24 protein-coding genes, 1 tRNA gene and 2 pseudogenes are annotated in these 24108 nt (G+C 53.2%); 17 read left to right on the forward strand and 10 right to left on the reverse strand.

The window, feature by feature from the left end; genetic code table 11:
* Positions 1 to 99: 99 nt before the first annotated feature.
* The 7 genes from ACLGL1_RS08840 to ACLGL1_RS08870 all read left to right on the forward strand — a co-directional run bounded on the left by ACLGL1_RS08840 (position 100) and on the right by ACLGL1_RS08870 (position 6020).
* A complete protein-coding gene (locus ACLGL1_RS08840; protein ID WP_411008316.1) occupies positions 100 to 678 on the forward strand; it encodes a DJ-1 family glyoxalase III in 579 nt (192 codons plus the stop codon).
* A gap of 5 nt (positions 679 to 683) precedes the next feature.
* Positions 684 to 2537, forward strand: a complete 1854-nt coding sequence (locus ACLGL1_RS08845) for a penicillin-binding transpeptidase domain-containing protein (RefSeq protein WP_411008317.1) — start codon at positions 684 to 686, stop codon at positions 2535 to 2537.
* Between the two features lie 260 nt (positions 2538 to 2797).
* On the forward strand, positions 2798 to 3085 hold the full coding sequence (locus ACLGL1_RS08850) for a ferrous iron transport protein A (protein ID WP_411008318.1): 288 nt from the start codon (positions 2798 to 2800) through the stop codon (positions 3083 to 3085).
* Positions 3086 to 3102: 17 nt separating this feature from the next.
* Complete coding sequence (locus tag ACLGL1_RS08855) at positions 3103 to 3336, forward strand: ferrous iron transport protein A (protein WP_408976580.1); 234 nt, start codon at positions 3103 to 3105, stop codon at positions 3334 to 3336.
* 79 nt (positions 3337 to 3415) lie between these two features.
* On the forward strand, positions 3416 to 5428 hold the full coding sequence (gene feoB / locus ACLGL1_RS08860; RefSeq protein WP_411008319.1) for a ferrous iron transport protein B: 2013 nt from the start codon (positions 3416 to 3418) through the stop codon (positions 5426 to 5428).
* 35 nt (positions 5429 to 5463) lie between these two features.
* Complete coding sequence (locus ACLGL1_RS08865) at positions 5464 to 5640, forward strand: FeoB-associated Cys-rich membrane protein (protein ID WP_411008320.1); 177 nt, start codon at positions 5464 to 5466, stop codon at positions 5638 to 5640.
* A 125-nt stretch (positions 5641 to 5765) separates the two neighbouring features.
* Positions 5766 to 6020 (forward strand): hypothetical protein, encoded by a 255-nt coding sequence (locus tag ACLGL1_RS08870; protein ID WP_411008321.1) that lies wholly within the window; start codon positions 5766 to 5768, stop codon positions 6018 to 6020.
* Positions 6021 to 6252: 232 nt separating this feature from the next.
* Here the strand turns inward: ACLGL1_RS08870 and ACLGL1_RS08875 are convergent, their stop codons facing one another.
* On the reverse strand, positions 6253 to 7473 hold the full coding sequence (locus ACLGL1_RS08875; protein WP_411008322.1) for a carboxylate--amine ligase: 1221 nt from the start codon (positions 7471 to 7473) through the stop codon (positions 6253 to 6255).
* Between the two features lie 92 nt (positions 7474 to 7565).
* A complete protein-coding gene (locus ACLGL1_RS08880) occupies positions 7566 to 8435 on the reverse strand; it encodes a DMT family transporter (RefSeq protein ID WP_411008323.1) in 870 nt (289 codons plus the stop codon).
* A gap of 119 nt (positions 8436 to 8554) precedes the next feature.
* Between ACLGL1_RS08880 and ACLGL1_RS08885 the strand changes: the two genes are divergently transcribed.
* On the forward strand, positions 8555 to 9415 hold the full coding sequence (locus ACLGL1_RS08885; RefSeq protein WP_411008324.1) for a LysR family transcriptional regulator: 861 nt from the start codon (positions 8555 to 8557) through the stop codon (positions 9413 to 9415).
* A 3-nt stretch (positions 9416 to 9418) separates the two neighbouring features.
* Here ACLGL1_RS08885 and alr read toward each other — a convergent pair whose 3' ends face one another.
* The 6 genes from alr to ACLGL1_RS08915 form a co-directional block, all read right to left on the reverse strand.
* The gene (alr, locus tag ACLGL1_RS08890; RefSeq protein ID WP_411008325.1) at positions 9419 to 10615 is read right to left on the reverse strand and encodes an alanine racemase; all 1197 of its coding nucleotides are present in this window, start codon (positions 10613 to 10615) and stop codon (positions 9419 to 9421) included.
* Between the two features lie 91 nt (positions 10616 to 10706).
* Positions 10707 to 12098, reverse strand: coding sequence for an amino acid permease (locus ACLGL1_RS08895; RefSeq protein ID WP_411008326.1), 1392 nt, complete (start codon positions 12096 to 12098; stop codon positions 10707 to 10709).
* A gap of 335 nt (positions 12099 to 12433) precedes the next feature.
* Positions 12434 to 13318 carry a hypothetical protein gene (locus tag ACLGL1_RS08900; RefSeq protein ID WP_411008327.1) on the reverse strand — a complete coding sequence of 295 codons (885 nt, stop codon included), beginning with the start codon at positions 13316 to 13318 and terminating at the stop codon, positions 12434 to 12436.
* Positions 13315 to 14007 (reverse strand): ABC transporter ATP-binding protein, encoded by a 693-nt coding sequence (locus ACLGL1_RS08905; RefSeq protein ID WP_411008328.1) that lies wholly within the window; start codon positions 14005 to 14007, stop codon positions 13315 to 13317. The genes ACLGL1_RS08900 and ACLGL1_RS08905 overlap by 4 nt, the downstream gene beginning before the upstream one ends.
* Positions 13994 to 14371 carry a GntR family transcriptional regulator gene (locus tag ACLGL1_RS08910; protein WP_411008329.1) on the reverse strand — a complete coding sequence of 126 codons (378 nt, stop codon included), beginning with the start codon at positions 14369 to 14371 and terminating at the stop codon, positions 13994 to 13996. Before ACLGL1_RS08910 ends, ACLGL1_RS08905 begins: the two co-directional genes overlap by 14 nt.
* 75 nt (positions 14372 to 14446) lie before the next feature.
* On the reverse strand, positions 14447 to 16006 hold the full coding sequence (locus ACLGL1_RS08915; protein ID WP_411008330.1) for a sodium/proline symporter: 1560 nt from the start codon (positions 16004 to 16006) through the stop codon (positions 14447 to 14449).
* A 116-nt stretch (positions 16007 to 16122) separates the two neighbouring features.
* On the opposite strand from ACLGL1_RS08915, the gene ACLGL1_RS08920 reads away from it, so the two are divergent.
* The 5 genes from ACLGL1_RS08920 to rpsU all read left to right on the forward strand — a co-directional run bounded on the left by ACLGL1_RS08920 (position 16123) and on the right by rpsU (position 19169).
* A tRNA-Gln gene (locus ACLGL1_RS08920) sits at positions 16123 to 16194 on the forward strand.
* A gap of 186 nt (positions 16195 to 16380) precedes the next feature.
* Positions 16381 to 17031 carry a site-2 protease family protein gene (locus ACLGL1_RS08925; RefSeq protein ID WP_408976594.1) on the forward strand — a complete coding sequence of 217 codons (651 nt, stop codon included), beginning with the start codon at positions 16381 to 16383 and terminating at the stop codon, positions 17029 to 17031.
* A 12-nt stretch (positions 17032 to 17043) separates the two neighbouring features.
* On the forward strand, positions 17044 to 18396 hold the full coding sequence (gene mtaB / locus ACLGL1_RS08930; RefSeq protein WP_411008331.1) for a tRNA (N(6)-L-threonylcarbamoyladenosine(37)-C(2))-methylthiotransferase MtaB: 1353 nt from the start codon (positions 17044 to 17046) through the stop codon (positions 18394 to 18396).
* A 78-nt stretch (positions 18397 to 18474) separates the two neighbouring features.
* A complete protein-coding gene (locus tag ACLGL1_RS08935; RefSeq protein WP_408976596.1) occupies positions 18475 to 18819 on the forward strand; it encodes a histidine triad nucleotide-binding protein in 345 nt (114 codons plus the stop codon).
* 161 nt (positions 18820 to 18980) lie between these two features.
* Positions 18981 to 19169: a 30S ribosomal protein S21 gene (gene rpsU, locus ACLGL1_RS08940; RefSeq protein ID WP_091792421.1), complete on the forward strand. Its 189-nt coding sequence runs from the start codon at positions 18981 to 18983 to the stop codon at positions 19167 to 19169.
* 57 nt (positions 19170 to 19226) lie between these two features.
* Here the strand turns inward: rpsU and ACLGL1_RS08945 are convergent, their stop codons facing one another.
* On the reverse strand, positions 19227 to 19544 hold the full coding sequence (locus ACLGL1_RS08945; protein ID WP_411008332.1) for a hypothetical protein: 318 nt from the start codon (positions 19542 to 19544) through the stop codon (positions 19227 to 19229).
* Between the two features lie 142 nt (positions 19545 to 19686).
* On the opposite strand from ACLGL1_RS08945, the gene hpt reads away from it, so the two are divergent.
* Both hpt and guaA read left to right on the forward strand, forming a co-directional pair.
* Positions 19687 to 20229 (forward strand): hypoxanthine phosphoribosyltransferase, encoded by a 543-nt coding sequence (hpt, locus tag ACLGL1_RS08950; protein ID WP_411008333.1) that lies wholly within the window; start codon positions 19687 to 19689, stop codon positions 20227 to 20229.
* Entirely contained in the window at positions 20229 to 21767 is a 1539-nt protein-coding gene (gene guaA, locus ACLGL1_RS08955) for a glutamine-hydrolyzing GMP synthase (RefSeq protein ID WP_411008334.1), read from the forward strand. Before hpt ends, guaA begins: the two co-directional genes overlap by 1 nt.
* A 180-nt stretch (positions 21768 to 21947) precedes the next feature.
* Here guaA and ACLGL1_RS08960 read toward each other — a convergent pair.
* Positions 21948 to 22338 (reverse strand): annotated as a pseudogene (locus ACLGL1_RS08960) (helix-turn-helix domain-containing protein).
* A 126-nt stretch (positions 22339 to 22464) separates the two neighbouring features.
* Here ACLGL1_RS08960 and ACLGL1_RS08965 point away from each other — a divergent pair.
* Positions 22465 to 23507, forward strand: a pseudogene (locus ACLGL1_RS08965) (IS30 family transposase).
* A gap of 360 nt (positions 23508 to 23867) precedes the next feature.
* On the forward strand, positions 23868 to 24108 hold a 241-nt coding region (locus ACLGL1_RS08970; protein ID WP_411008335.1), incomplete at its 3' end, for a plasmid mobilization protein.

The following is a 24108-nucleotide window of genomic DNA, read 5'->3' on the forward strand; positions in this document are numbered from 1 at the left end:
TTTTTACTATCTGCGGCGGGGATGGATAGCTTTTTACCAAGTCTTTCGATATAATTAAGGCTGATGATATAGCTCGTGATACATGAGGAGGACAAGAAGATGGATAAACGTGTATGCGTATTACTGGCCCCTGGCTATGAAGAGGTGGAAGCCCTGACCCCGGTCGATTACCTGCGCCGGGCCGGCCTGGTGGTCGATGTGGTATCAACGACTGAGGATATCGCTGTGGAAAGTTCCCATAAGGTCATAGTCCAGGCCGATACCTTTTTAGATGATATCCAGGCCAAGGACTATGCCCTGGTGGTCATTCCCGGCGGCCTGCCCGGGGCACCGAACCTGGCAGCCAACCCCAAGGTGATTGACCTCCTTCAGGCGGTTTACGCACAAGGGGACTATGTGGCAGCCCTCTGTGCCGGCCCCATCGTCTTAGAAAAGGCCGGCCTCTTAAAGGGCCGGGCCTGCACCTGCTTCCCGGGCGTAGAAGACAAGCTCGAAAGCAAGGGGACCTTTAAGACCGATACCGTGGTCCGGGATGACCGGGTCATTACCTCCCGGGGCGCCGGGGCAGCGGGCTACTTCAGCCTGGCCCTCATTGAGGCCCTGGTCGGCCCGGAAAAGGCGGCAGAAGTGAAAAAAGCCGTGGTCATGGATATCGTTGAAGACAATCTCAGAGGCTAATATTAATGAAGCAAGTGTTAAAAAAAGTCACCCCTTCGATTCTACCGGCCCTGGTCACCGGCCTGGTCCTGGCCGGGCTGACCCTGGGCCTGACCGCCTGTGGTGATGACCCGGCCGATGCGGCCATTGATGGCCTCATTGCCACCCTACAAAAGGGGGACCCGGCCGCCATTCACGCCACCATGACCCCTAAGAGCCAGGCCAAGTATCCGGTAGAAACCATGGCCGAAAGGCAAAGCCATGTCCACCAGGCCCTGGCCGTGGATAAGGTCCTCTATAAGAATTTTAAGGAAGACCGCCGGGCCTCAACCGATGACCGCAAGGTCTATACCGGTAAGCTGGTCCTGGAAGGGGACTATGGCAGCCTGGAAAGAGACCTGGCCCTGACCTTTTTGCCCACCGGGTCTGAAGAAGCCCCCTGGCAACTGGAATGGAAGCCGGAAGTCCTTTTCCCGGGCCTCAAAGATGGCAATGACCTGGTCGTCAAAAGTAAGCCTGCCCACCGGGGGACCATCTATGACCGCAATGGGGTGGTCCTGGCTGAAGACGCTGAAGTGAGCCGGAGTTACCCCTATGGGGCCATTACCGCCCCGGCCCTGGGCTTTGTCCGGGCGGTGACCGAAAGTGAACAGGCCGCCGGCCACTTTAAGCAGTATCCCCTGGGCACGGAAGTGGGCCGGGCCGGCCTGGAAAAGGCCTATAACGACATCTTAAGCGGCCGGAACGGCATCCAGGTCACCCTATCCGATGACCCCAAGACCATCCTGGTGAAAACCGAACCGGAAGCGGGCCAGGACATCACCACCACCCTGGACATCCGGGCCCAGGAGGCCGCCTATAAGCAGATCAATGGCGAGTTCGGGGCCGTTGTGGCGGCGAACCCGCAAAATGGCGATATGCTGGCCCTGGTTGCTTCTCCCTCCTATGACCCCCACACCTGGCTGGATACCAATATGACCGATGACGACTACCAAAACGCCGTCAGCGAGGGCCTGGCCCCCATGAAAGGGATCTACGCCATGGCCTTTACCCCCGGTTCCACCCAAAAGCTCTTTACAGCCGTTATCGGCCTCCATGACGGGGTCCTCACCCATGATAATGGCTATGAAATTTACGGGGAAGCCTGGCAGCCCCCGGTGGGATGGGGCAGCTATAAAGTCAAAAGGGTAACCCCCATTAACGGCTTTATCAACCTCCACCAGGCCCTGATTTCATCCGATAATATCTTCTTTGCCAGAACCGGCCTGGACCTCGGCCCCCAGCGCTTGGTTGAAGGTCTGGAACACATGGGCTATGCCCAAAAGGTGCCTGGGAAATTGGCTGTAGAAACCAGCCAGGTCACCGAACAGGGCTACATTGACCAGGACCATGAAACCGCTGTGGCCGATACCTCTTACGGCCAATACCAGCTCCAGATGACCCCCTACCAAATGACCATGACCTACGGTCTCCTGGCCAACGGGGGCAAGATCATGGCCCCCCGGCTCCTTTTAAATGAAGAAAGCCGGGTTTGGATTGATAACCTGGCCAGCGCTGAAGACCTGGCCTACCTTAATAAGGCCTTACGCCAGGCTGTTGCTATCACCCACCCGGTGGCTGACCGGTCCTATGCGGCCATGACCGGGAAGACAGGGACCGCTGAAGTTGGTCCGAAAGGGAGCATTAACCTGGGTTGGTTCTCCGGCTATGATCAAAACAACCCGGATTTAATGATGACCGTTATGATCAATAATGTCCAAAATCGGGGCGGGAGTGATGTGAACTGTGCCTACTTTGGCCGGATCATGGACACCCTCTACGCCAATGGCAGCTATAGCCCGGATATTCCGAAAATAAGCGACAAAAAAGAACAACAATAGTGGATAAGACTAGTCCCGCCATGGGCCTCTACCAGGCCCGTGGCGGTTTTTGTTAAGGGCAGGGCCAGGCCGGCCGGTTTAGAGCCTGTAAAATAATTTTATTAAATGTCGCTAACTCTGGTTGACATTAAATGTTATTAATGTTAAATTAGGTATGTTATCAGTGGGCAACTAACTGATATCAAAAAATGTTTACCGGGTAATGATTTATCCGTTGGAGTTGTCACTTAGGTGGCGGCATAATAGTCAGGAGGACAATTATGAGTTTTGTACAAGGTGCAGCAGAAGGCAGTCTTCCCGCATCGACATCTGCCAGCCTGAAGGGTATGCGGATGCCCTTGCTGCAAGTTCAACGCGGTGAAACCGTTCGTGTGGTCAAAATCGGGGGTAGGGACGCCACCCGACGCCACTTAACAGAACTGGGTTTTACCCCCGATGCAGAAGTGACCGTTGTTTCACAGGCCAATGGCCATTTTATTTGCGAAGTCAAAGGTGTGCGTGTCGGTATTGATACGGAATTGGCCGGCCGCATTACTGTCATTGCTTAAGAAAAGGAGTGAGGGCTGTGGGAGAAACCCGTACCTTAAAAGATCTGCAAGTCGGTGACCAAGTGATGATTTCCAAAATCACCGGCGAAGGGGCTGTCCGTCGTCGTCTCATGGATATGGGCCTGACACGGGGTACCCAAGTGTACGTGCGTAAGGTGGCCCCCCTGGGTGACCCTATTGAAGTCACCATTCGTGGCTACGAGCTATCTTTACGTAAGGATGAGGCTGAGCACGTAGAGGTCGACGGTTAGACCGGTCGGCCTTTTCTAAACGGATCGAATTAGCCAATGCTTATTAAAAATGGGTATAAAAGAAAAAGGAGGGTATACTTTGTTAACCATTGCATTAGCCGGTAACCCTAACAGTGGGAAAACCAGCTTATTTAATGCCTTAACCGGCGCCAAGCAACACGTCGGTAACTGGCCCGGGGTTACTGTTGAACAGAAAACCGGCCAGCTCAAGCGCCATAATGACGTTGAAGTTGTCGACTTACCGGGGATTTATTCCCTGTCACCGTATTCACCGGAAGAAGTGGTATCTCGGAATTATATTATTAATGAACACCCGGATGTCCTGGTGAATATCATTGATGCCACCAACCTGGAGCGGAACCTTTATCTGACCACCCAGCTCCTGGAAACCGGGGCGCCTTGTGTCCTGGCCCTGAACATGATGGACCTGGTGAGAAAACGGGGCATAAACATCGACCCCAAGAAGCTCTCCCAGGCCTTCGGTGGCGTACCGGTTGTAGAAATTTCCGCCCTGGAAAACACCGGGATCGACCAACTGATTGAAACCGTCCTCGCCACCGCTAAAAAAGAAGACTACAAGGACCGGTCCTTTAAGTACAGCCCGGCCATTGAAGAAGTCCTCAATAAAATTGAAGACCTGGCCGGCCTGACCGGCCCCTCGGCCCGCTACTATGCCATCAAGTTTTTCGAAAACGACGAAAAAATTGACCAGGACTACCCCCTGGCTCCGGCCATCCGCCAGGAAATCCGCGGCTTGGTCGACCGGCTGGAAGAGGCAGAGGATAATGACGCCGAAACCCTGATTTCCAACGGCCGGTATGACTATATCAGCCACTTTATCCACGGTGTTATGGAGCGGCCCCACCAAAAGGACAAGCTCAGCACCTCCGATAAAATTGACGCCATCGTGACCAACCGGATTCTGGCTCTACCGATTTTCGCCCTGGTCATCTATGCTGTCTACTTTGTTTCTATCCAAACCATCGGCGGCTGGTCCCAGGACTGGGTCGGTGACGGCTTTGGCGCCTTGGCCGAATGGGTCAATGGCCAGCTGTCCGGTCTGGGTGTCAATGACCAGCTGATTGCCCTTATTTGCGATGGTATCATTGGCGGTGTTGGCGCTGTCCTCACTTTCGTCCCCCAGTTGATGATCCTTTACTTCTTCCTGTCTTTCCTGGAAGGCTGCGGCTATATGAGCCGGATTGCCTTCATCATGGACCGGATCTTCCGTCGCTTCGGTTTATCCGGTAAGTCCTTTATCCCCTTCTTAATGGCCACCGGTTGCGGGGTACCGGCCATTATGAGTACCCGGACCATCGAAAATGAACGGGACCGCCGGATGACCATCATGGTCACCACCTTCATGCCCTGCGGCGCCAAGCTCCCGGTTATTGCCCTGTTTGCTGGTGCCTTCTTCCCGGAGAACTCCTTTATTGCCCCGGGCTGCTACTTCCTCGGTATTGCGGCCATTATCATCAGCTGCATGATCTTAAAGGCCACCTCCCTCTTTAAGGGTGACCCGGCCCCCTTCATCATCGAGCTGCCGGAATACCGGATGCCGAAGTTCATCAACCTCATCTTTATGATGTGGGAAAAGGCTAAAGTATTTATCTACAAAGCCGGGACCATCATCTTCATCTGCGTGGTCGTCATCTGGTTCTTATCCAGCTATGACTTCCACCTCCAAGCTGTTGATACAGACCAATCCATCTTAGCTACCCTGGGTGGCCTTGTGGCCCCGATTTTCGCCCCCCTCGGCTGGGGCACCTGGCAGGCCACTGCCGGCGCTGTATCTGGCCTGGTTGCAAAAGAAAACCTGGTCTCTACCCTCGGTGTCCTCTTCAGTCACATTGAAGAAGCCGACGAAACCAGCGCCCCCCTCTTACAACAGGTTGCCCAGCACTTTACCCCCGCTGCCGGTTTAAGTTATTTGGTCTTTAACCTCTTGTGCGCCCCCTGCTTTGCAGCGATCGGTGCCATTAAGCGGGAAATGATGAGCAGTAAATGGACCTTAATCGCCATCGCTTATCAGACCATCTTTGCCTACGTTATTGCGCTCTTGGTCTATCAGATCGGCCGGTTCTTCTTATAAGCCGTGCCGGCTAGACCGGTAAAGGAGATGAACCTATGTTTGCTGTGACAGCACCTACCCTAGTTACCTTAGTGATTTTACTGGCCGTCATTGCCGGCGTCCTCTACAAAATCAAGAAGGATAAAAAGGGCGGCTGTGGCTGCTCAGGGTGCTCTGGTTGTGGCAGCAGTTGCCCGTCCACGCCAGCAGACCGGCAAGATGCCCACCAATAATTTGACCATCCTTTCTTATAAGAGACCGGCGATATGCCGGTCTTTTTTTGGGCCCTGCGCATCCTTTTTTATTCCCTTAGGACCGGTCATATGGTATGCTAAGGGCATAGAAAGGCGGTCAAGCAATGAAAAAAGTCATGGCTATTACACTTACCATCCTCTTTATCGTCACCGCCGGCGGTTGCCAAGAATTGGATAAGCTCCAGGCCCAGTATGAGCGGAACCGGGCCCAAAGCCACCGGGAAGATGTCCTGCGGGAGCAACAAAATGATCGGGAAGACCTACAGACAGAAGGAGAGGGCCAGGAAGGGGTCAAACACCCCTGGCAGGTGGGCCCGGAAGAGACCTCCCAAGTCGAGGCACCCACTGCTGAAGGCTAAGGCGCTCCTGTAGGCATAAAAAAGAGGCGGTGTCAGTATAGAATGAGTAAAATCATTCGACACAGCCCCATAAAAGCTCATTTTTACTTGTCATTTTTCTCGCTCTAGGCTAAACTTTTAAAAATGCTTGTCAGATATGTATATATGATACCAAAAAGGGCAAGGCCCGTCTCAAAAAATGAGACGGGCCTTGCCCTTTTTGGGACTATTTTGCAAGCGCCCCTTTCTTTTACTATAGCCGCATCCGTTTACGTTGGCCGTGGTAGAAGCGGTTGATCATCAGCCGGCGGTAGAGGCCCAGGTCCTGGTCGTAGAGGAGGGTATTGGATACCCGGCCCTGGTTGATGAGCCGGCGGGCCTGGGGTAGGTGGCTTTCGGCGGCCTCACCCAGGAAGAAATCCACCGGGACGTGGAGCCAGAGGTGGGGGTTGTCGTGGTAGTGGGGGGTCTCCAGCTGGATGTTATCCACCCGGTCCCGGACCAGCCAGCTGGCCAGGTTGCAGCCGCTGGCGGTGGCAAAGTAGCTGGACCGGCCCTGGCGGATATTGATTTCAAAGACCTTGTACTGGCCGTCCCGGGCGTCGTACTTGAGGTCGAAGTTGGAAAAGCCGATAAAGCCGATGGCCTCTAAGAAGGCCTGGTAGGTCTGGTAGAGGTCCTGGTTGGCCTCCTGGATGATGGCATTGTAATTGCCCACACCGGCCGGGGTATGGTCCTCCAGGAGGCAATGGCCCAGGCACATCATTTGCACCTTGCCCTGGGCGTTTGAGTAGCTGTTGAGGACATACATGGCATCGTCGCCACCGGGAATAAAGTCCTGGATAATCAGTTTATCCCGGTAACCGGCGGCATAGGCCTTGTGGACCAGGTCTTCCAGTTCTGCCCGGGTTTCCACTTTAAAGGCCTTTTTCTTGCCGGGAAAGTCGATTGCCAGCCAGGCAATGGAGTTGCTGGCCTTGAGGGCCACCGGAAAGTCAAAGGGCAGGTCGATTTGCTCCCGGGTCTCCTCGCTCACGATAACCGTCGCCGGATAGGGGAGGCCGTGGGCCTCACACATCTGGTAGAAGTCGGCCTTATTTTCCAGCTGGAGCTTCAGGGCCTGGTCAATATAGGGGATGACAAAGCGCTTTTCCAGCTGGGCCTTATTTTCGCAAATGAGCTCGGTATACCGGTCCCCACAGGCAATGAGGAGGAGTCGGTCATAAAAGCCCTTGTAGAGGGAGGCCACCTCCTCCAGGCTGGCTAAAAAGGCCTCGGTCTGGTCAAAGTCCGGCCGGGTATGGACCTCTACAATCCGGCTCTTGCGGGTTTCCAGGAGGGGAAACTTACCCAAGGCCAGAGAGGTGATCCCGTAGGCCTCATGAAAGGCCCGGGCCATGCCGTAGCAATTGGCGTCTGTACCGAGGAGGACTGGCAAAAAACGGTAGTCTTTATTTTTAATGGTACGGTTCATAGAGGATCCTTTCTTGACGCATAATATAAGTGTAGTATACACGTTTTCAAGCAGACCGTCCATGAGCCTGGGCGATTATCTTGGCCAGGGCCTTAGGCCTTCCGGGCCTTATCGATCATCAGGGGCAATAAAATAGCCGATAAAATAAGGATTAGGCCCAGATAGCCCTGGAGGGTCAGGCGTTCTCCCAGGAAAATAGCCGCCAAAATGGCTGTAAAGAGAGGGTTGAGCCCACAAAAGAGTCCGGCCCGGTCTGCACTGGTATAGCGCTGGGCAAGGGGCTGGAGGGTAAAGCCAAAGCCGGTGCAGACAATAATTAAAAAGGCCAGGGAGAGCCAGGTGCCGGTCTGGCCGGGGGCTTCAAAACCACCGGTCACAGGCGTCGCCAAAAGGGCCAGGAGGCCCAGGCTCCCCACCTGGATGATTCCCATGGCCAGGACCCCGGCCGGGTCCTGCTTGGCAAGGTGGTCTGTAGCAATAATAGCCGCTGTATAGAGGAAGGCTGCACAAAGGGCGTAGAGGTCGCCGGGGGCGAGCTGGAACTGGCTACCGCCTAAGACCAGGCAGGCCACGCCGGTAAAGGCCACCAGGGCGCAGAGGATGTGGTTGGCCCGGGGCAGCCGCCGGGCTAAGAAGGCGCTAGCCATAGGGGTCCAGATGATGGCTGTATTTTCCAAGAGGGCCACATTGGTGGCGGTGGTTCTTTCCAGGGCCCACATTTCAAAGGCCATGGTTAAAAAGAAAAGGAGGCCCAGGATAGCGCCATAGCGCCAGGTTTTGGCTGAGGCCTGCCGCACATGCCGGTGAAAGACCAGGGCCAGGAGGCCAAAGGCCAGTAAAAAGCGCCAGGCCAGCAAGCTCATGGCCGCTAGGTCCTCTAAGGCGACCTTGCTGAAAAGCATGGCGCTGGCCCGGCTGATGATGACAAGGGCTAAGAGTATTTCAGCTTGTTTTTGCGACATGTCTCTATCCCTCCCTGGGGAACCTTGCGTCTTTCTTTGACTCCAGTTTACCAGGTTAGTATACTTGAATAAATCGACATTAAATCAATTATGGGTTGACAAAGAATCAAGGAGGAAATATGGATCCGATTAAAGTGCGGGCCCTTTTGACGGCCCTCGCTGCCGGTCGCTTGGCCAAGGCAGCGGACCGGCTAGGTTATACCCCGTCAGGGATGAGCCGGCTCATCGCCGGTCTGGAAAAGGACGTCGGCACAGCCCTCTTATTGAGGGACCGGTCCGGCCTTAGGCCTACAGCCAGTTGTCAAAGCCTCTTGCCGGCCTTTCAAGACCTGCTGGCGGCAGACGACCGGCTGACAGAAAAAATCCAGGCCCTGCAGGGCCTGGCTGCCGGCAGTCTGACGGTCGGCGCCGCCTACTCCCGCTACTACCCCCGCCTGTCTAAGGTCATGGCCCAATTCAGCGGCCAGTTTCCGGGTATCAAGGTCCAGTTTGTTGAGGGTACCTCTTCAGAATTGGCTACGGCGGTCAGTGACCAGCGGGCTGACTTTTGCATTATCAGTGAAAGGGAGGGGGACTTTAGCTGGACCCTCCTCCAGGAAGATGAGCTCATCGCCCTGGTCCCAGAGGCCCACCCCCTGGCCGCCAAGGACCGGCTCACCGTCCAAGACCTCTGCCAGGCCCCCTTCATCACCATTTACCCCAGCCAGGAAACGGACAATTCCCGGCTCTTCGCCAGCTATGGCCTGACCCCGCCGGAGGGTTACAGTACCGCCGATGTCCTGGCCGGGGCCCACATGGTTGAAGCCGGCCTGGGCCTTACCCTGGTCAATGCCATGACCATCGAGCAAATCCAGGACCTCCAGGTCATCAAAAAGCCCCTTTGGCCGGCGGCGAAGGTCCCCATAGGGGTCGCCCTGGCAAAAGAGGCAGTGCGGTCACCGGCGGCAGATGCCTTTTACCGGTTGTTTTTTGCAGAGTAAATTTTATTCAGGCGTTTCATCGGTGTCATAGAGGTAGTTGCAATTGGCTACAAAGTGCTTGTCCCTAAAGTAGGTCCGGGGAATCCGCCGGGATAGCATGCAGAAAATTTCATAGGAAATGGTCCCTAAAATATTGGCCAATTCTTCCGGGCTGATGGTCTCCTCACCCTGCTGGCCAATGAGGACCACTTCATCGCCAATGGCCAGGTTTTCCGGGATGTCTGTGACATCAATCATGCACTGGTCCATACAGATATTCCCAACCACCGGGGCCCGGTGGCCATGGATCAGGACCTCTGCCTTATTGGACAGGAGCCGGGTATAGCCATCGGCATAGCCCATGGGGCAGGTGGCGATCCGCCGGGGCCCCTTGGTTTGGTACTTCCGGCCATAGCCGATGTATTCCCCGTCTTGGAGGGTCTTTAGGTTGGTAATCCGGCACTTCAGGGACATGGTCGGCTGTAAGTCCAGCTTGGCCTCATCCACCTCGTGGCTGGGGTAGAGGCCGTAGAGGATAATCCCGGCCCGGACCATATCCATATGAATCTCTGGCAGGTCGGTAATGGCCGCACTGTTGGCCATGTGGGCAACATGGGGGACCAGGCCCCGGGCGGCCAGCCCTTCCTGGATAAACTTATACCGGCGGATTTGCTCCCGGCTGTAGGTCTTATCGGCCTCATCCGCCGTTGAGAAGTGGGAGAAGAGCCCTTCAAATTGGAGGCCGGGAAGTTGCAGAATTTCTTCAATCTCATCTAGAGATTCTTCCGTTGGCAAAAAGCCAATCCGCCCCATTCCCGTATCCACTGCAATATGAATCCGGGCAGGGCTGCCCAAGTCTTGGGCAGCTTCGGAAAGAGCCTCGGCAGAAGCCCGGGTAAAGATAGTCTGGTCCAACTGCCATTTGACCAGGGCCCGGGCCCGAGAACGCTCGGTAGCCCCTAAGATTAAAATCGGGGCAGTAACCCCGGCCTTACGGATTTCAATGGCCTCCTCAATGGTGGCGACCGCCAGCCGGTCAGCCCCATTAGCTAAAAATACCGGCGCAGTATGGACAGCTCCATGGCCATAGGCATTTGCCTTGACCACAGCGGTGACTAAAACGTCGTCGCCGACCAACCGGCGGACCTCTGCAATATTATGGGCAATGGCGTCCAGGTCGACCTCTACCCACAAGGGGCGGGTGTGTGATAAAGCCTGCATATAGGTGTCCTCCCTTGTATAGTGCTTACATCCATAGAACAAAATAAAAATACGGCTGCAAAAATACTTGCAGCCGTATATACACTTAAAATCAGTCGTGCGAAATTTCGTGCAACCGTTTCTCAGCCGGCTGTTTGTTCAAACCAAAGATGTAGTAAGCGGCTGTAAAGACAATCATAAATGCCAACCCAACCGGAATCGCAATCCGGGTAGACTCATGAGCAGCCATAGCAGCTAAGATAACCACTAAGACAATCAGGGTCAGAATATTGGAGAAGGGGTAGAAGGGCATTTTGAAGGCCAGGTTTTTCTTCTGCCCTTCGCTCAGGCCCTTACGGAATTTCATTTGGGTAAGGGTGATCATACCCCAGGCATAGATGGCACAGAAGGAGCTCACCGAGGTGAGGTAGGTGAAGGCCTTGTCCGGCATGACATAGTTGATAATAACACCGATGAGGACTAAGGCAGAGGTGAAGACAATGGCATTAGCCGGGACGTGGTGTTTGCTGATTTTGCCGAACATTTTCGGTGCCTGATTGTGGACAGATAAGTTATAGAGCATCCGCCCGCAGGAGTAGAGGCCGCTGTTGCAGCTGGATAAGGCAGCTGTTAAAACAACGAAGTTGATAATACCGGCAGCAGCAGCAATCCCTAATTTAGAGAAGGTTAATACGAAGGGGCTACCGGTGGTGCCGATCTCATCCCAGGGGTAGAGACACATAATAACAAAGAGGGCACCAATATAGAAGATTAAAATCCGATAAATAACGGTGTTAATCGCCTTGGGAATAACCTTGCGGGGGTTTTCAGCTTCACCGGCGGTAATCCCGATGAGCTCAACCCCGATGAAGGCGAAGGCAACCATGACCAGGGCGTCAAAGACCCCGCGGGCACCATTCGGGAAGAAACCACCATGGGCGGTTAAGTTGCTAAAGCCGATAGCTTCGCCGCCGTTGCCGAGGCCGAAGAGGATCATGCAAGCACCGATAAGGATCATTGCAATGATGGTAACAACTTTAATAATTGCGAACCAGAATTCCATTTCCCCAAAGAGGCTGGCAGCCGTTAGGTTAGCTAGGGTTAATAGTCCCAAGAATATGAGGGTCGATGCCCACTGTGGGAAGTCTGGGAACCAGAAGTTGACGTAGATAGCCATCGCCGTTAATTCCGCCATGGCGATAACCGTCCATTCTACCCAGTACATACACCCGACCAGGAACCCGTGGAAGGGTCCGACAAAGTCATTCGCGTAGGCACTGAATGCGCCTGCAACAGGAAACTCAACAGCCATTTCCCCTAAGGCACGCATGATGAAGAAGATAATAATACCTGCTATACCGTAGGTGACCAAGATACCGGGGCCTGCCATGTTAATGGTTTGCGCTGACCCTAAGAAGAGGCCAACGCCGATAGCGCCCCCGATGGCTATCATCTGCACGTGGCGCTCTTTCAGCCCACGCTGCAACTGATTGTTTTCAGCCATACTTTCTCATCCTTTCTTGTTCATCCTTTTTGTTGGTTGCAGCTATGTGTCGGGTGGCTTAGTTGCAACCCTTACACAAAGATGCCATCTGGCATGAATTTACAACCGAGGATTTACAATTATTAAAATACCACGAATTAAAAGATAATTCAATATATGGAAATGTTTTAAAGTTAATAAAATGCCCCTCTGTCTTTTATAAAAAAACAAAAGTCCTCAGGGTATGATTCATTAGAAAAATTAATGATTTTAATGCATATTAGTGAAATTTAAAGCATATAAGTGTATTTTCTACAAAGAAAAAAGTACGGATAGGGTGTATCCGTACTTGTGGATTAATTTAAGCTGGGCCGCTTGGCCAGACAGCGGTAGGCCACCAGGTAGGCCAAGATGAGCTCTAAAAAGAGGCAGAGCACATGGGTCCAGGCCAGAAGAAAGACGGCCGTCGGGTGGTCGTCCAGGTAGTCGGCGCCCCCGGTGATCACCTTGTAGGGGGCGGTCATCCAGGGGTCAATGGAGAGGATATCTCCAGGCAGGATATGGATGACCAAAGCCGGCGGGAAGAGGCTATTTAAGCCGAAAAACAGGGGAATAGAGGCCAATTGGACCACCACGGCAATGACCAAAAGCCCTATGAAGATCCGTCGGGTCGAGAAGAGGCGTTGGGCCAGGGTAATCCAGGCCAGCTGGAGGAGGCCGCCGGCAATCAGGTAGAAGAAAACATAGATGAGGATGCCCACCAGGAGGATTGTCACCGCCCCGGGGTTCTTTTGCCAGAGGACCAGGCCCTGGCTGATTAGGTCCCACAGTTGGCTTGCGTCAGCCCCGTCGACCTCTAAAAAGGAGATCACCGGCTTCAGGCTTAGGCTCACGACCCCGAAAATAAGCATTAAGGGGAGGGTGATGGCATTCCAGACGAAGGACAGGCCCACAAAGCTCCGAATCAGGTCACCGGTGGATAAGGGCAGAATCTGGGTCAGGTAGGCATAGGGCCCATAGAGGCACTGGTAAATCCGGACCATGACCACCAGCTGGGGCAGAAGGGTCAGGCAGGCGAAGACCAGGAAAATCACTGAAAAATAGAAGACTTCCTGGATATCCGTCAGCTTTTGTCCGCTAAACCAGCAGAGGAGGCCCATGGCCAGGACCAGGACCAGGTAAATCGGGACCAATTGCCGGGCCGTTGCCTTCAAATGGACTGTTAAGAGGGAATCGTTCATTGGCTCACCTCCATAAAGAGGTCCTTGAGGCCGGTCCCGTGGGTCCGGCGTAAGTCCTCGGCGTCCCCATAGAGGGCGATCCGACCTTCTTTTAAGTAGAGGGCCGAATCCACCAGGGTTTCTACATCGGAAATCATATGGGTGGTGATAATGGTCAGGGCCTCCGGGGTATAGACCCGGATGAGCTGGTCCAGGATATCCTGCCGGGCCCGGGGGTCCAGGCCATTCATGGGCTCATCCAAGAGGTAGACCTGGGCCTGGCGGGCCAGGGTCAGGCTCAGGAAGTACTTTTCCTGGGACCCCCGGGACAGGCGCTTAATCCGGTCCTTTTCAGCCAGACCAAAGTCCCTTAAAAAGCCCTCGGCCCGGTCCCGGTGAAAGTCCGGGTAAAAGTTGTCGTAGAGGTCCAGGCCGTCCTTGAGGCTGTAGTAGTCCGGGAGCCGGACCAGGTCACTCTGGTAGGCTACCAGGTCCTTGCTGGCCTTGCCCGGGGCCTGGCCGGCAATAAGGATTTCTCCCTTATAGTCGTTGATAATCCCGGCCAAAAGGGCCATTAGGGTAGACTTGCCGCTGGCATTGGGGCCAAAAAGCCCCACCACCTGGCCGGCCTCAGCACTAAAGCTGACATCGGCCAGGGCCGTTTTTTTGCCATAGGCCTTGGTTAGCTTGCGGCATTCAACTAGTGGCATCGTCATCCCCCCAATGGTCTTTTAAGACCCCAACCACCTCGTCTAAGCTCAGGTGAAAGGGCCGTATATCCTTGATAAAGTTCTCCACCGCATCCTTGGCCAGGAGCCGGCGGACTTCAGCAATCCGGTCCCGGTCTTCGGTGATAAAGCGGCCGATAGTCCGCTGGCTATAGGCCAGGCCCTCCCGCTCCAATTCCGCCAGGGCCCGTTGAACCGTATTCGGGTTAATCCCATACTTGACCGCTATTTCCCGCACCGGAGGCATGCGTTCGCCGGGGGCCAAGTCGCCGGCAGCGATTCGCATGCGAAAGTGCTGTTGCAGTTGAATATATATGGGAATATTATTGTCGAACTCATAGCCCATATGATGGCCCCCTCCTGTCTTATTAATTTAATACAAGTTCAGGATACCATGGAATTTTTTACCTGTCAATCGCCCTTAGCGGTGGAGTTCATCGGCATACTGGTCAAACTCCTTGAGGACAGCCGGGTTGGGCTTATCCAGGAGGCTGACGATGACGATGGCGACAATGGCCACAATAAAGGCCGGCAGGAGCTCATAAATGGCAAAGACCCCACCCAGCTTGGCAATGGCCCCCCGCCAAATGATGACCGTCAGGCCGCCGCTGATCATCCCGGCCAGGGCCCCCCGGCCGGTGGTCCGCCGCCAGAAGAGGCTCATTAAAATAACCGGCCCAATGGAGGCCCCGAAGCCCGCCCAGGCAAAGGAAACGATGTTAAAGATCACGCTGTTTTTATCGCTGGCTAAGATCATGGCCACCAGGGCCACCCCCAAGAGGACCAGCCGAGATAAGCGGAGGACCTGTCGTTCAGTAGCATCCTTGTTCAGGACCCCATGGTAGATGTTCTTGGCCAAGGCCGAGGCACTGATCAAGAGGTAAGAGTCTGCGGAACTGGCCGTTGCCGCCAGGATTCCTGCCATGACAAAGCCGGCCAGGAGGGGCGGCAGCATGGAACTGGAGATGAGCACGAAGACACTTTCCGCCTCACTGGCTGTGCCGAGGGCAGTCGGGAAGATGAGCCGGCCTAAAAGACCAATGGTTACAGCCGATAAGAGGGAGATAATAACCCAGCCGGTGGCAATCCGCCGGGACATCTTGATTTCGTTTTTATCCCGGATGGCCATAAAGCGGAGGAGGACCTGGGGCACCCCAAAGTAGCCCAGCCCCCAGGCCAGGGTAGAGGCCACCGCCACCGCGCTGAATTTTTCCGCCTGACCGAACTGGGGCAGGCCGCCGGCAATGGTCTGGACCCCGTCTGCACCTGTTGTCGGGGAGGCGGTCATGAAGAATTCTAAAAAGCCCGGAATCCGGCGGGCATTTTCAATGGCCTGGTCTAAGCCGCCCACATGGGCAAAGCCGACGCCTAACACCGCTACCAGGGCAATGAGCATGATAAAGCCCTGGAGGGTATCGGCCACACTTTCGGCCAAAAAGCCGCCAACTGTCGTGTAAAAGATAACGAAGAAGGACCCTAAAATCATCATCGGAATATAGGGCATGTCAAATACGGTGTGGAAGAGTTTTCCCATGGTAACAAAACAAGAGGCCGCATAGACCGTAAAGAAAAATAAGATGATAATGGCAGCAACCACCTTTAAAATAGGCTTTTCTTCCTTAAAGCGGTTGCTCATATAGTCCGGCACCGTAATGGCATCCCCGGCGATGTGGGAGTAGACCCGGAGCCGCTTGGCCACAATGAGCCAGTTGATATAGGTGCCTACGGCCAGGCCGATGGCTGTCCAAAAGGCACTGGACAGGCCCATCCAGTAGGCCACCCCGGGCAGGCCCATGAGGAGCCAGCCGCTCATGTCTGAGGCTTCGGCACTCATGGCCGTTACCAGGGGGCCTAGGCTCCGTCCCCCCAAGAAAAAGTTTTCTGTACTTTTACTGGCCTGCCGGGCAAAATAGACCCCAATCCCAATGAGGGCGGTCAAGTAAATGGCCATGGCAATGCCAATCTGTAAATGTCCTTGCACAATCCCAACTCCTTTTTTTATCATTAACTTCATTATTATAACGTGACGCTGGTGTATAGGCAAGGAAAAGCCCTTGCCAGGCTTTTGTAAAAGGTGTATAATAATAGCCGTCCTTTAGGGGTATCGCCAAGCGGTAAGGCACGAGACTCTGAATCTCGCATGCATAGGTTCGAATCCTATTACCCCTGTTGACCAAGCCTTTGCGATGGCCCGCCATCTGTAAAGGCTTTTTCTATACCAGGCCGCCCGGTCTGTCGGGCCGGGCGGCCTGTAAGAACCCGCCTGCGGCCCGGCCGGGCATGTTTGACCGACCCGGGGAAAAGGTATAAAAAACATAAGTCCGTCTTTTTCTTGACCCTAGCAAGGAGGGTACTGTGAGCCAATTTCTACCGAATATCATCGATTTACTCTATTTAATCCCGGCCATCCTACTGGCCCTCACCGTTCATGAATATGCCCATGCCTATGTGTCCTACCGCTTAGGGGACCCGACCCCGGCCACTGACGGCCGCCTGTCCTTAAACCCCTTTCACCACCTGGACCCCATGGGGACCATCATGTTGATCCTTTTCCGTTTTGGCTGGGCCAAGCCGGTCATGGTCAACCCGGGCTACTATAAAAAGCCCAAGCAGGGCATGGCCCTGGTGGCAGCTGCCGGCCCGGTGGCCAACTTTATCCTGGCCCTTATCAGTATGGTTATCCTCACTGTCATGCACAAGCTGGCCCTGGCCCCGTCGCCGGTGACCACTGCAGTCATGCAGTTTTTCCTGATTTTTCTCTTCATTAATGTGGGCCTGGGCATCTTTAACCTTATTCCGGTGCCGCCCCTGGACGGGTCCAAGGTCATTGGCGCCTTTATGCCCGACCAAAGCTACATGAAGTTTATGCAGCTGGCCAATTATGGCTTTATTATCGTCATCGGTCTGATCTTCCTGGGCGTCTTAAACGGTCCCCTTATCTGGGCCCGGACCGCCATCATTAACGGGCTCCAGTGGATTGCCAATGGCCTTACATTTTTCTTATAAGGAGCTGGGTCCATGTCAGAAACAGAACACACCAGTGACCACCGGCCTGTCGCACCGACCGTAGCCTTCCATACCCTGGGCTGCAAGGTTAACCAGCACGATAGCGACATGATGGCCGCCCTCTTCGCCCAGGCGGGCTATGACCTGGTCCCCTTCCAGGATATTGCCGATGTTTACGTCATCAATACCTGCACCGTCACCCACCTGTCCGACCGGAAGTCCCGGCAGATGATCCGTCGGGCTGTCAAGCAGAACCCGGCCGCCATTGTGGCCGTCTGTGGCTGCTATGTCCAGCAGGCCGCCGAGGAAGTGGCCCGGATAGAGGGGGTGGACGTCCTCATCGGCACCAATGAACGGGGCCGGATTGTTGAAGCCGTTGAGGCCTTTCGCCGGGAAGGCGAGCGGCAAGTCCGCCTCCCTTCAGATGAAGACCTCTACACCTTCGAGCCGGTCACCCATGCCCAGCACTCCGACCGGAGCCGGGCCTATGTGAAAATCCAGGAAGGCTGCAACCAATTCTGCAGCTACTGCATCATCCCCTATGCCCGTGGGCCCCTCCGGTCCCGGTCCATAGAGGATACTGTCAGCCAGGTCCGGGACCTGGTCGCCGCCGGTTTTCAGGAAGTGGTCCTCACCGGGATCCATATCGGCGTCTTCGGCAAGGGCCTCCAGGATGCCCCCGGAGACCTGACCGACCTCTGCCGGGCCATCCTGGAGGGGACTGACCTGACCCGGCTCCGCCTGGGCTCAATTGAATGTACGGAAATCACCCCGGCCCTCATAGACCTCATGGCCGGGGATGACCGGATGGCTCCCCACCTCCACATCCCCCTCCAGGCCGGGAGTGACCGGACCCTGGCCGCCATGCACCGGCCCTACACCACAGAGGCCTTCCGCCAAGTTATGCGGGAAGTCCGGGCAAAAATTCCCGGCCTGGCCATTACCACCGACCTCATGGTCGGCTTTCCCGGCGAGTCCGATGACGACTTCCGCGACAGCCTCATTTTTGCCAATGATATGGCCTTTAGCGACATGCATATTTTTAAATACTCCATCCGGGAGGGGACCCCGGCCGCAGCCATGGTCGACCAGGTCCCGGCTCAAGTCAAGGACCGGCGGGCCAAGCAGATGGCCGTCGTGGCCCATAAAAATAAGGAAGCCTACGCCGCCGGACAAATCGGCAAGACCCTGTCCGTCATCATTGAAGAAAACGACCCGACAGGGGCTGTCACCGGCCACACCGGAAACTACCTCAAAGTCCGCCTGCCGGAGGACCGGCCCCCGGCCAAAAGCCTGGTTCCGGTCCATATCACCGGCTATGAAAACGGCCACCTCATCGGCCGGTTGGCGGCCGATGAAGATTAGCCCGCTCCGGCCTATCCAGATATTAGCACTAGCTATAGCTATTCACCCATACCTGTAAGAGAAAAAGGAGGAAAGCCCATGTCTGATTGCATCTTCTGCAAACTGGCCAACCATGAAATTGAGCCCGACGTCGTCTATGAAAATGACCTCGTCTGCGCCTTTCGGGATGCGGCCCCGGTGGCCCCTGTCCACGTCTTGTGCGTCCCTAAGGCCCATGTCTCCGGCGTCAATGACCTGGACCCGGCCAATGCCGATCTACTGACCGCCCTCTTCGAAGCGGCTCAAACCGTCGTCAAGAAGTTGGACATCGCTGAAGAAGGCTACCGGCTGGTCATCAATAGTGGCGACCGCGGCGGCCAATCCGTTGGCCACCTGCACCTGCACGTCCTCGGTGGCCGGGATATGACCTGGCCGCCGGGCTGATTCCGCCGGCAGCCGGCGTCCTTGCCCCGCTAAAAGGGCGTAAATTCCCCCCGCCAATCCCCGCTTAGGTCTTGCACAGCAGGGTAAATTGTAGTATGATTATTGTTGTGTTTAACAAGTCCTGAAGCCAACAGTGTTGGTGCGGAGGGAGGGAAAAGATCATGTCATCTGAAATTAAGGTTCGTAAAGATGAATCTTTAGATAGCGCCCTGCGCCGTTTTAAACGTTCCTGTCAGAAATCAGGCGTTTTATCCGAATGTCGCAAACGCGAACATTATGAAAAACCCAGCGTGAAGCGCAAAAAGAAATCTGAAGCGGCACGCAAGCATAATCGCAGAAAATCCTATTAATATGGCAAGCAGAAAGCCCGGTCTGAGACCGGGCTTTCTGTCTTTACAACTGGTGGCTTAATCCGCCTGGCCGGGCATCTCCGGCCAAAAGACCGGGAGCACATGCTCACAGAGGATCCGGAGCTCCAGCGGAGACCGGTTCAGCCCAATCATGCTGGGAAAGCCGACATCCATCTCCGCCGTCAAAATATCCCCGGTTCCCTCATCGGCAATGATCCATAAGTAGCCACTGTCCTGCTTGGCCTGGACCTTGAAGTCAAAGCGCAGGCCCGTCTTGACCCGTTCCTTTTTTTCCAGGGTCAGGTGGTCGGCCAGGGTGGCCGGGTCCGCCTCCTGGAGAAAGCGTAAAAATAAGGTTTCTTCATCTCGCGTCATGGGCACCATCCCTCAGTGAAATTTGCCCCTATTATATCATAAGTCTGCGAATTGTTTACCCCCTGCTAGTATGCTATACTTAGCTATATGAATCCAAGTCATGTGCCCTTCGGGGCAAATCTTTTTTATATGGAGGTTATCTATGCTGAACGGTCACAGAGAAGTCTTGGTATCCAGAGAAAAAATTGCCGAGACAGTTGCCGAAATCGGCGCTGCCATTAACCGTGATTATGCCAACCAAACCGACCGCCCCCTGGTGGTGGTCAGCCTCTTAAAGGGGGCCATGGTTTTTACCGCCGATTTAATCCGCCACCTGGAAATGCCCATCCGCCTGGAAGTCATGGTGGCATCCAGCTATGGCGATGGAACCGTCTCCACCCGCCAGGTCAATGTTAAATACCAGAGCTTTGACGACCTGCAAGGCTGTGACGTCCTCCTGGTGGACGACATCACCGATAGCGGCAATACCCTGAAAGCGGTCGGAGAATACATTAAACAATACAAGCCGGCCAGCGTCCGTTACTGTAGCTTCCTAGATAAACCCTCCCGCCGGGAAGTCGATATCCATATCGACTACATTGGCCTGGACGTCCCCGATGAATTCGTCATCGGCTATGGCCTGGACTATGCCGGCAACTATCGTGAACTAGCGGATATCTGTGTGGTCAGAGGAGGAGAGGCCTAATGAAAACCGAACAACAGCTTGTCCTTGTCGTAGACTTTGGCGGCCAGTACAACCAGCTTATCGCCCGCCGGGTCCGGGAAATCGGCTTTTATTCCGAGCTGGTCCCCTACACCAAGGCAGCCGATGAAATCGCCAAAAGAAAGCCCGCCGCCGTTATTTTCACCGGCGGCCCCTCATCGACCATGAGTCCCGATGCCCCCCGCCTGCCGGAAGAGGTTTTCCGGGCCGGCATGCCCATCCTGGGCATTTGCTACGGGGCCCAGCTCATGTGCCAGTCCTTCGGCGGCCAGTTGGAAAAGCCCGCTAAGCGGGAATATGGTAAAACCGAGATCAGCTACGGGGATAGCCCCCTCTTTGCCGGCCTGTCCCGGGAAGCCATTTGCTGGATGAGCCATACCGACCAAATCGCCGCCCTGCCGGAAGGCTTTACCGCCACCGCCAAAACCGCCGATTGCCCGGTCGCCGCCTTTGAAGACCCGGACCGCCGGCTCTATGGCCTCCAATTCCACCCGGAAGTGGCCCATACCCAGGGCGGGCGTCAAATCATTGAAAACTTCCTCTTGAAGTGTGCCGGCCTTAGCCCGGACTGGACCCCAGCCGGCTTTATTGACTACCAGGTAGAAGCCATCCGTCAAACCGTCGGCGATAAAAAAGTTATCTGCGCCCTCTCCGGCGGGGTGGACTCCTCTGTTGCCGCCGTCCTCATCCACCGGGCCGTCGGCGACCAGCTCACCTGCATCTTCTGTGACCATGGCCTCATGCGGAAAAACGAAGGTGACATGGTCGAAAGCGTCTTCAAAGAACACTTTCATATGAACTTCATCCGGGTCAACGCCGAAGACCGCTTTCTAGGCAAGCTCAAAGGCGTTACAGACCCCGAACGCAAGCGGAAAATCATCGGGGAAGAATTCATCCGGGTCTTTGAAGAAGAAGCCGCCAAAATCGGCACCATCGACTACCTGGGCCAGGGCACCATCTACCCGGATATCATTGAAAGCGGCGGTGGCACCAATACCGCCGTCATCAAGAGCCACCACAACGTCGGTGGCCTCCCTGAAGACATGACCCTTAAAGTCCTTGAGCCCCTCAGAGAGCTCTTCAAAGATGAAGTCCGCCAGGTGGGCCTGGAACTGGGCATTGACCCCGCCCTCATTTGGCGCCACCCCTTCCCCGGCCCGGGCCTGGGCATCCGTGTCCTGGGTGAAGTCACCAAGGAAAGATGCGATATCCTCCGGGAAGCCGACGCCATCTACCGAGAAGAACTGGACAAAGCCGATCTCACCCGGGAAATCTGGCAAGCCTTTGCCACCCTGCCGGACGTCCGCACCGTCGGCGTCATGGGCGATGAACGGACCTACTCCTACATGGTCGGCCTCCGGGCCATCAGCTCCACCGACGCCATGACCGCCGAATACTACCCCATCCCCCATGAGATCCTGGATAAAATTTCCCGCCGGATTGTCAACGAAGTCCCCAGCGTCAACCGGGTCGTCTTCGACATCACCGGCAAGCCCCCGGCAACGATTGAATGGGAATAGTTCCAAAAAAGTAAAAAAGGCTGTAATTTCAATAGTTACAGAAGATAAAAATCAACAACTGGGATTAAAATGGGAACATTTGTAAAAAAGAATAAATTGAATAATAGTTCCAAGTGGTGTACATTTGGATAAAAAATTAGACCGTGAGTTAAATTTCACGGTCTTTTTGTGTACATATTTTTATTTTAAAAATCTTGATTTTTTAGGGTAAGACAACTTCCAATCTTCAAATTCTTCATCTGTTATTTCATCGTTGTAATGCTTTTTTCTCATTCCATTCGATAAGAAAGTTATTAAAATCTGTGTCATTAGATAATAGACTTGTTGTTCCTCCCTCTCCTACCAAAGGTCTAAACTTTATATCTTTTTCATAATCAAAGATTATATGCATAATTTCAAAAATGGAATTAGGATCATGATTTATTAAGGCAGATATATCACATTCAAGTGCTTCTGCTATTTTTTGTAATTGGTCTTTACTTGGAGATCTGTTCCCAAGTTCATAATTTCTTATCGCAGCATCAGTTAATCCTGATTTAATGGCAAGTTCTTTTTGAGTTAAGTTTCTCATAAGTCTTAACTTTTTTAATTTTGGTTGATTGTAAAATCAAGTTGAATATATCAAATAAAAAAAGCCCATAAGGCTTCTCTTTGATAGAATGTAGGTGACAAAACCCATTCACAAGGAGGAAAACCTATGGACTGCCTATATTCTACTACAACTGAGCACAAAAAGGGAGCTCATCTTACATTTGAGCATCCTGTCCTCATCCAAACCCGCCTTAAAGATGGATGGAGTCCAAATAAGATTGCCAAGGAAATTGGCTGTGCCCCGAACACTGTTCGTAATGAAATAAAGCGAGGTACGGTCGCCTTGTATAAAGGACACATTCTTCGTTACAAAGCCAAAGTCGGGCAAATGACTTATAAAGAAAATCGCCAAGCCTGCTGTCGACACTATGACTTCCTTGGAAAGGCCGATTTTATCACCTTTGTAGAAGAAAAGTTCTTTGAAGACGGCTGGTCACTGGACGCTTGTTTTGGGCGAGCTTTGAAAACAGGAAAGTTCACCAGAGACCAAGTCCTTTGCACCAAAACGCTATACCGGTATACTGATCTGGGGTTACTAAGCATTAAGAATATTGATCTTCCTGATAAGGTCCGGAGGTCTCCCAAAAAAGAGAAAAACCGCAAGAATAAAAGGATTCTTGGCCGAAGCGCCCCGCCATAGTAGAGGCGCGTCAAGAGTTCGGACATTGGGAAGCAGACCTTGTTATCGGTTCAAAAAACGATAGTGACCAGGCCCTATTAACTCTGCTGGAACGTAAAACTCGAGAGCTATTGATCATCCCTATTTTCGGAAAAGATTCACATAGCGTTATGACCGCTTTAGAGGAAATCCGCTCCCAGTACAGTGAGCACTGGAACGACATCTTCAAAACGATGACAACAGATAATGGTTCAGATTTTTCCTTACTTTCAGATTTTGAAAAGCTAAGTAAAACCCTGATTTATTTTGCCCATCCATACAGTTCCTATGAAAAGGGATCAGTAGAGCGTCATAATGGCTTAATTCGACGGTTTATCCCCAAGGGTAAACGAATTGATAGCTACTCTTATGAAAAAATCATTCAGATTGAGCTTTGGTGCAATGGGCTTTCTAGGAAAGTACTTGGGTATCATACACCAGATGAACTCTTTGAGGATGAGTTGGATAGGATTTACTCTTATGTTGCATGATGGCCCGCTCTGGTAATGTTCAACTTGTTATTGCAATTTGCGATCTTCTTGAATTAGGATTATAGAAATTAATGGCTTGATAATAAAGTATTTTCAAACTCTTTTTAAACAAGCTTGCCTAATTTTAGAAGTTTTATTTTTATAAGTTACAGTTACTCCCTCCTGTGTCCATTTATAAATTTAAGAAGAATAGAACTTGGAAATTAATTATTAATAGCAAGCACAGTAAGTGTACGGACACTTACGAAAAATTGATTGAAAAGAGCATTATGAGAAGCTTTTGTTTTCATCAATTTAACCTTTTAACCTTGCTAGGGAGAACCCTAAGACCCCAAAAAAACTTTTGAAAAGGAGAATAAAATGCCAAATAGATTTAGAAATGAAAGAATTGAAATAAAACTTACAAAAGAAGAAAAAGAAATTTTTGAAAAGAAAATGAAACTTGCTAATTGCAAAACTATGTCTCACTTTCTTAGAAAATGCGTATTAGAAAAAGAGATTTATATAGTAGATTTAGAACCATTTAGAAACCTACAATGGCTACTTTCAAATGTAACAAATAATATAAATCAGATTGCAAAGGCAACAAATACAACAGGAG

The organism is Peptococcus simiae (genome assembly GCF_046569735.1).
Classification (GTDB): Bacteria; Bacillota; Peptococcia; order Peptococcales; family Peptococcaceae; genus Peptococcus; species Peptococcus simiae_A.

What these genes read in the sequence shown, in the direction of transcription:
- ACLGL1_RS08840 (WP_411008316.1), top strand. Translation starts at nt 100, where the DNA reads ATGGATAAACGTGTATGCGTATTACTGGCCCCTGGCTATGAAGAGGTG.
- ACLGL1_RS08845 (WP_411008317.1), top strand. Translation starts at nt 684, where the DNA reads ATGAAGCAAGTGTTAAAAAAAGTCACCCCTTCGATTCTACCGGCCCTG.
- ACLGL1_RS08850 (WP_411008318.1), top strand. Translation starts at nt 2,798, where the DNA reads ATGAGTTTTGTACAAGGTGCAGCAGAAGGCAGTCTTCCCGCATCGACA.
- ACLGL1_RS08865 (WP_411008320.1), top strand. Translation starts at nt 5,464, where the DNA reads ATGTTTGCTGTGACAGCACCTACCCTAGTTACCTTAGTGATTTTACTG.
- ACLGL1_RS08870 (WP_411008321.1), top strand. Translation starts at nt 5,766, where the DNA reads ATGAAAAAAGTCATGGCTATTACACTTACCATCCTCTTTATCGTCACC.
- ACLGL1_RS08875 (WP_411008322.1), bottom strand. Translation starts at nt 7,473, where the DNA reads ATGAACCGTACCATTAAAAATAAAGACTACCGTTTTTTGCCAGTCCTC.
- ACLGL1_RS08880 (WP_411008323.1), bottom strand. Translation starts at nt 8,435, where the DNA reads ATGTCGCAAAAACAAGCTGAAATACTCTTAGCCCTTGTCATCATCAGC.
- ACLGL1_RS08885 (WP_411008324.1), top strand. Translation starts at nt 8,555, where the DNA reads ATGGATCCGATTAAAGTGCGGGCCCTTTTGACGGCCCTCGCTGCCGGT.
- alr (WP_411008325.1), bottom strand. Translation starts at nt 10,615, where the DNA reads ATGCAGGCTTTATCACACACCCGCCCCTTGTGGGTAGAGGTCGACCTG.
- ACLGL1_RS08895 (WP_411008326.1), bottom strand. Translation starts at nt 12,098, where the DNA reads ATGGCTGAAAACAATCAGTTGCAGCGTGGGCTGAAAGAGCGCCACGTG.
- ACLGL1_RS08900 (WP_411008327.1), bottom strand. Translation starts at nt 13,318, where the DNA reads ATGAACGATTCCCTCTTAACAGTCCATTTGAAGGCAACGGCCCGGCAA.
- ACLGL1_RS08905 (WP_411008328.1), bottom strand. Translation starts at nt 14,007, where the DNA reads ATGCCACTAGTTGAATGCCGCAAGCTAACCAAGGCCTATGGCAAAAAA.
- ACLGL1_RS08910 (WP_411008329.1), bottom strand. Translation starts at nt 14,371, where the DNA reads ATGGGCTATGAGTTCGACAATAATATTCCCATATATATTCAACTGCAA.
- mtaB (WP_411008331.1), top strand. Translation starts at nt 17,044, where the DNA reads ATGTCAGAAACAGAACACACCAGTGACCACCGGCCTGTCGCACCGACC.
- ACLGL1_RS08935 (WP_408976596.1), top strand. Translation starts at nt 18,475, where the DNA reads ATGTCTGATTGCATCTTCTGCAAACTGGCCAACCATGAAATTGAGCCC.
- rpsU (WP_091792421.1), top strand. Translation starts at nt 18,981, where the DNA reads ATGTCATCTGAAATTAAGGTTCGTAAAGATGAATCTTTAGATAGCGCC.
- ACLGL1_RS08945 (WP_411008332.1), bottom strand. Translation starts at nt 19,544, where the DNA reads ATGACGCGAGATGAAGAAACCTTATTTTTACGCTTTCTCCAGGAGGCG.
- hpt (WP_411008333.1), top strand. Translation starts at nt 19,687, where the DNA reads ATGCTGAACGGTCACAGAGAAGTCTTGGTATCCAGAGAAAAAATTGCC.
- guaA (WP_411008334.1), top strand. Translation starts at nt 20,229, where the DNA reads ATGAAAACCGAACAACAGCTTGTCCTTGTCGTAGACTTTGGCGGCCAG.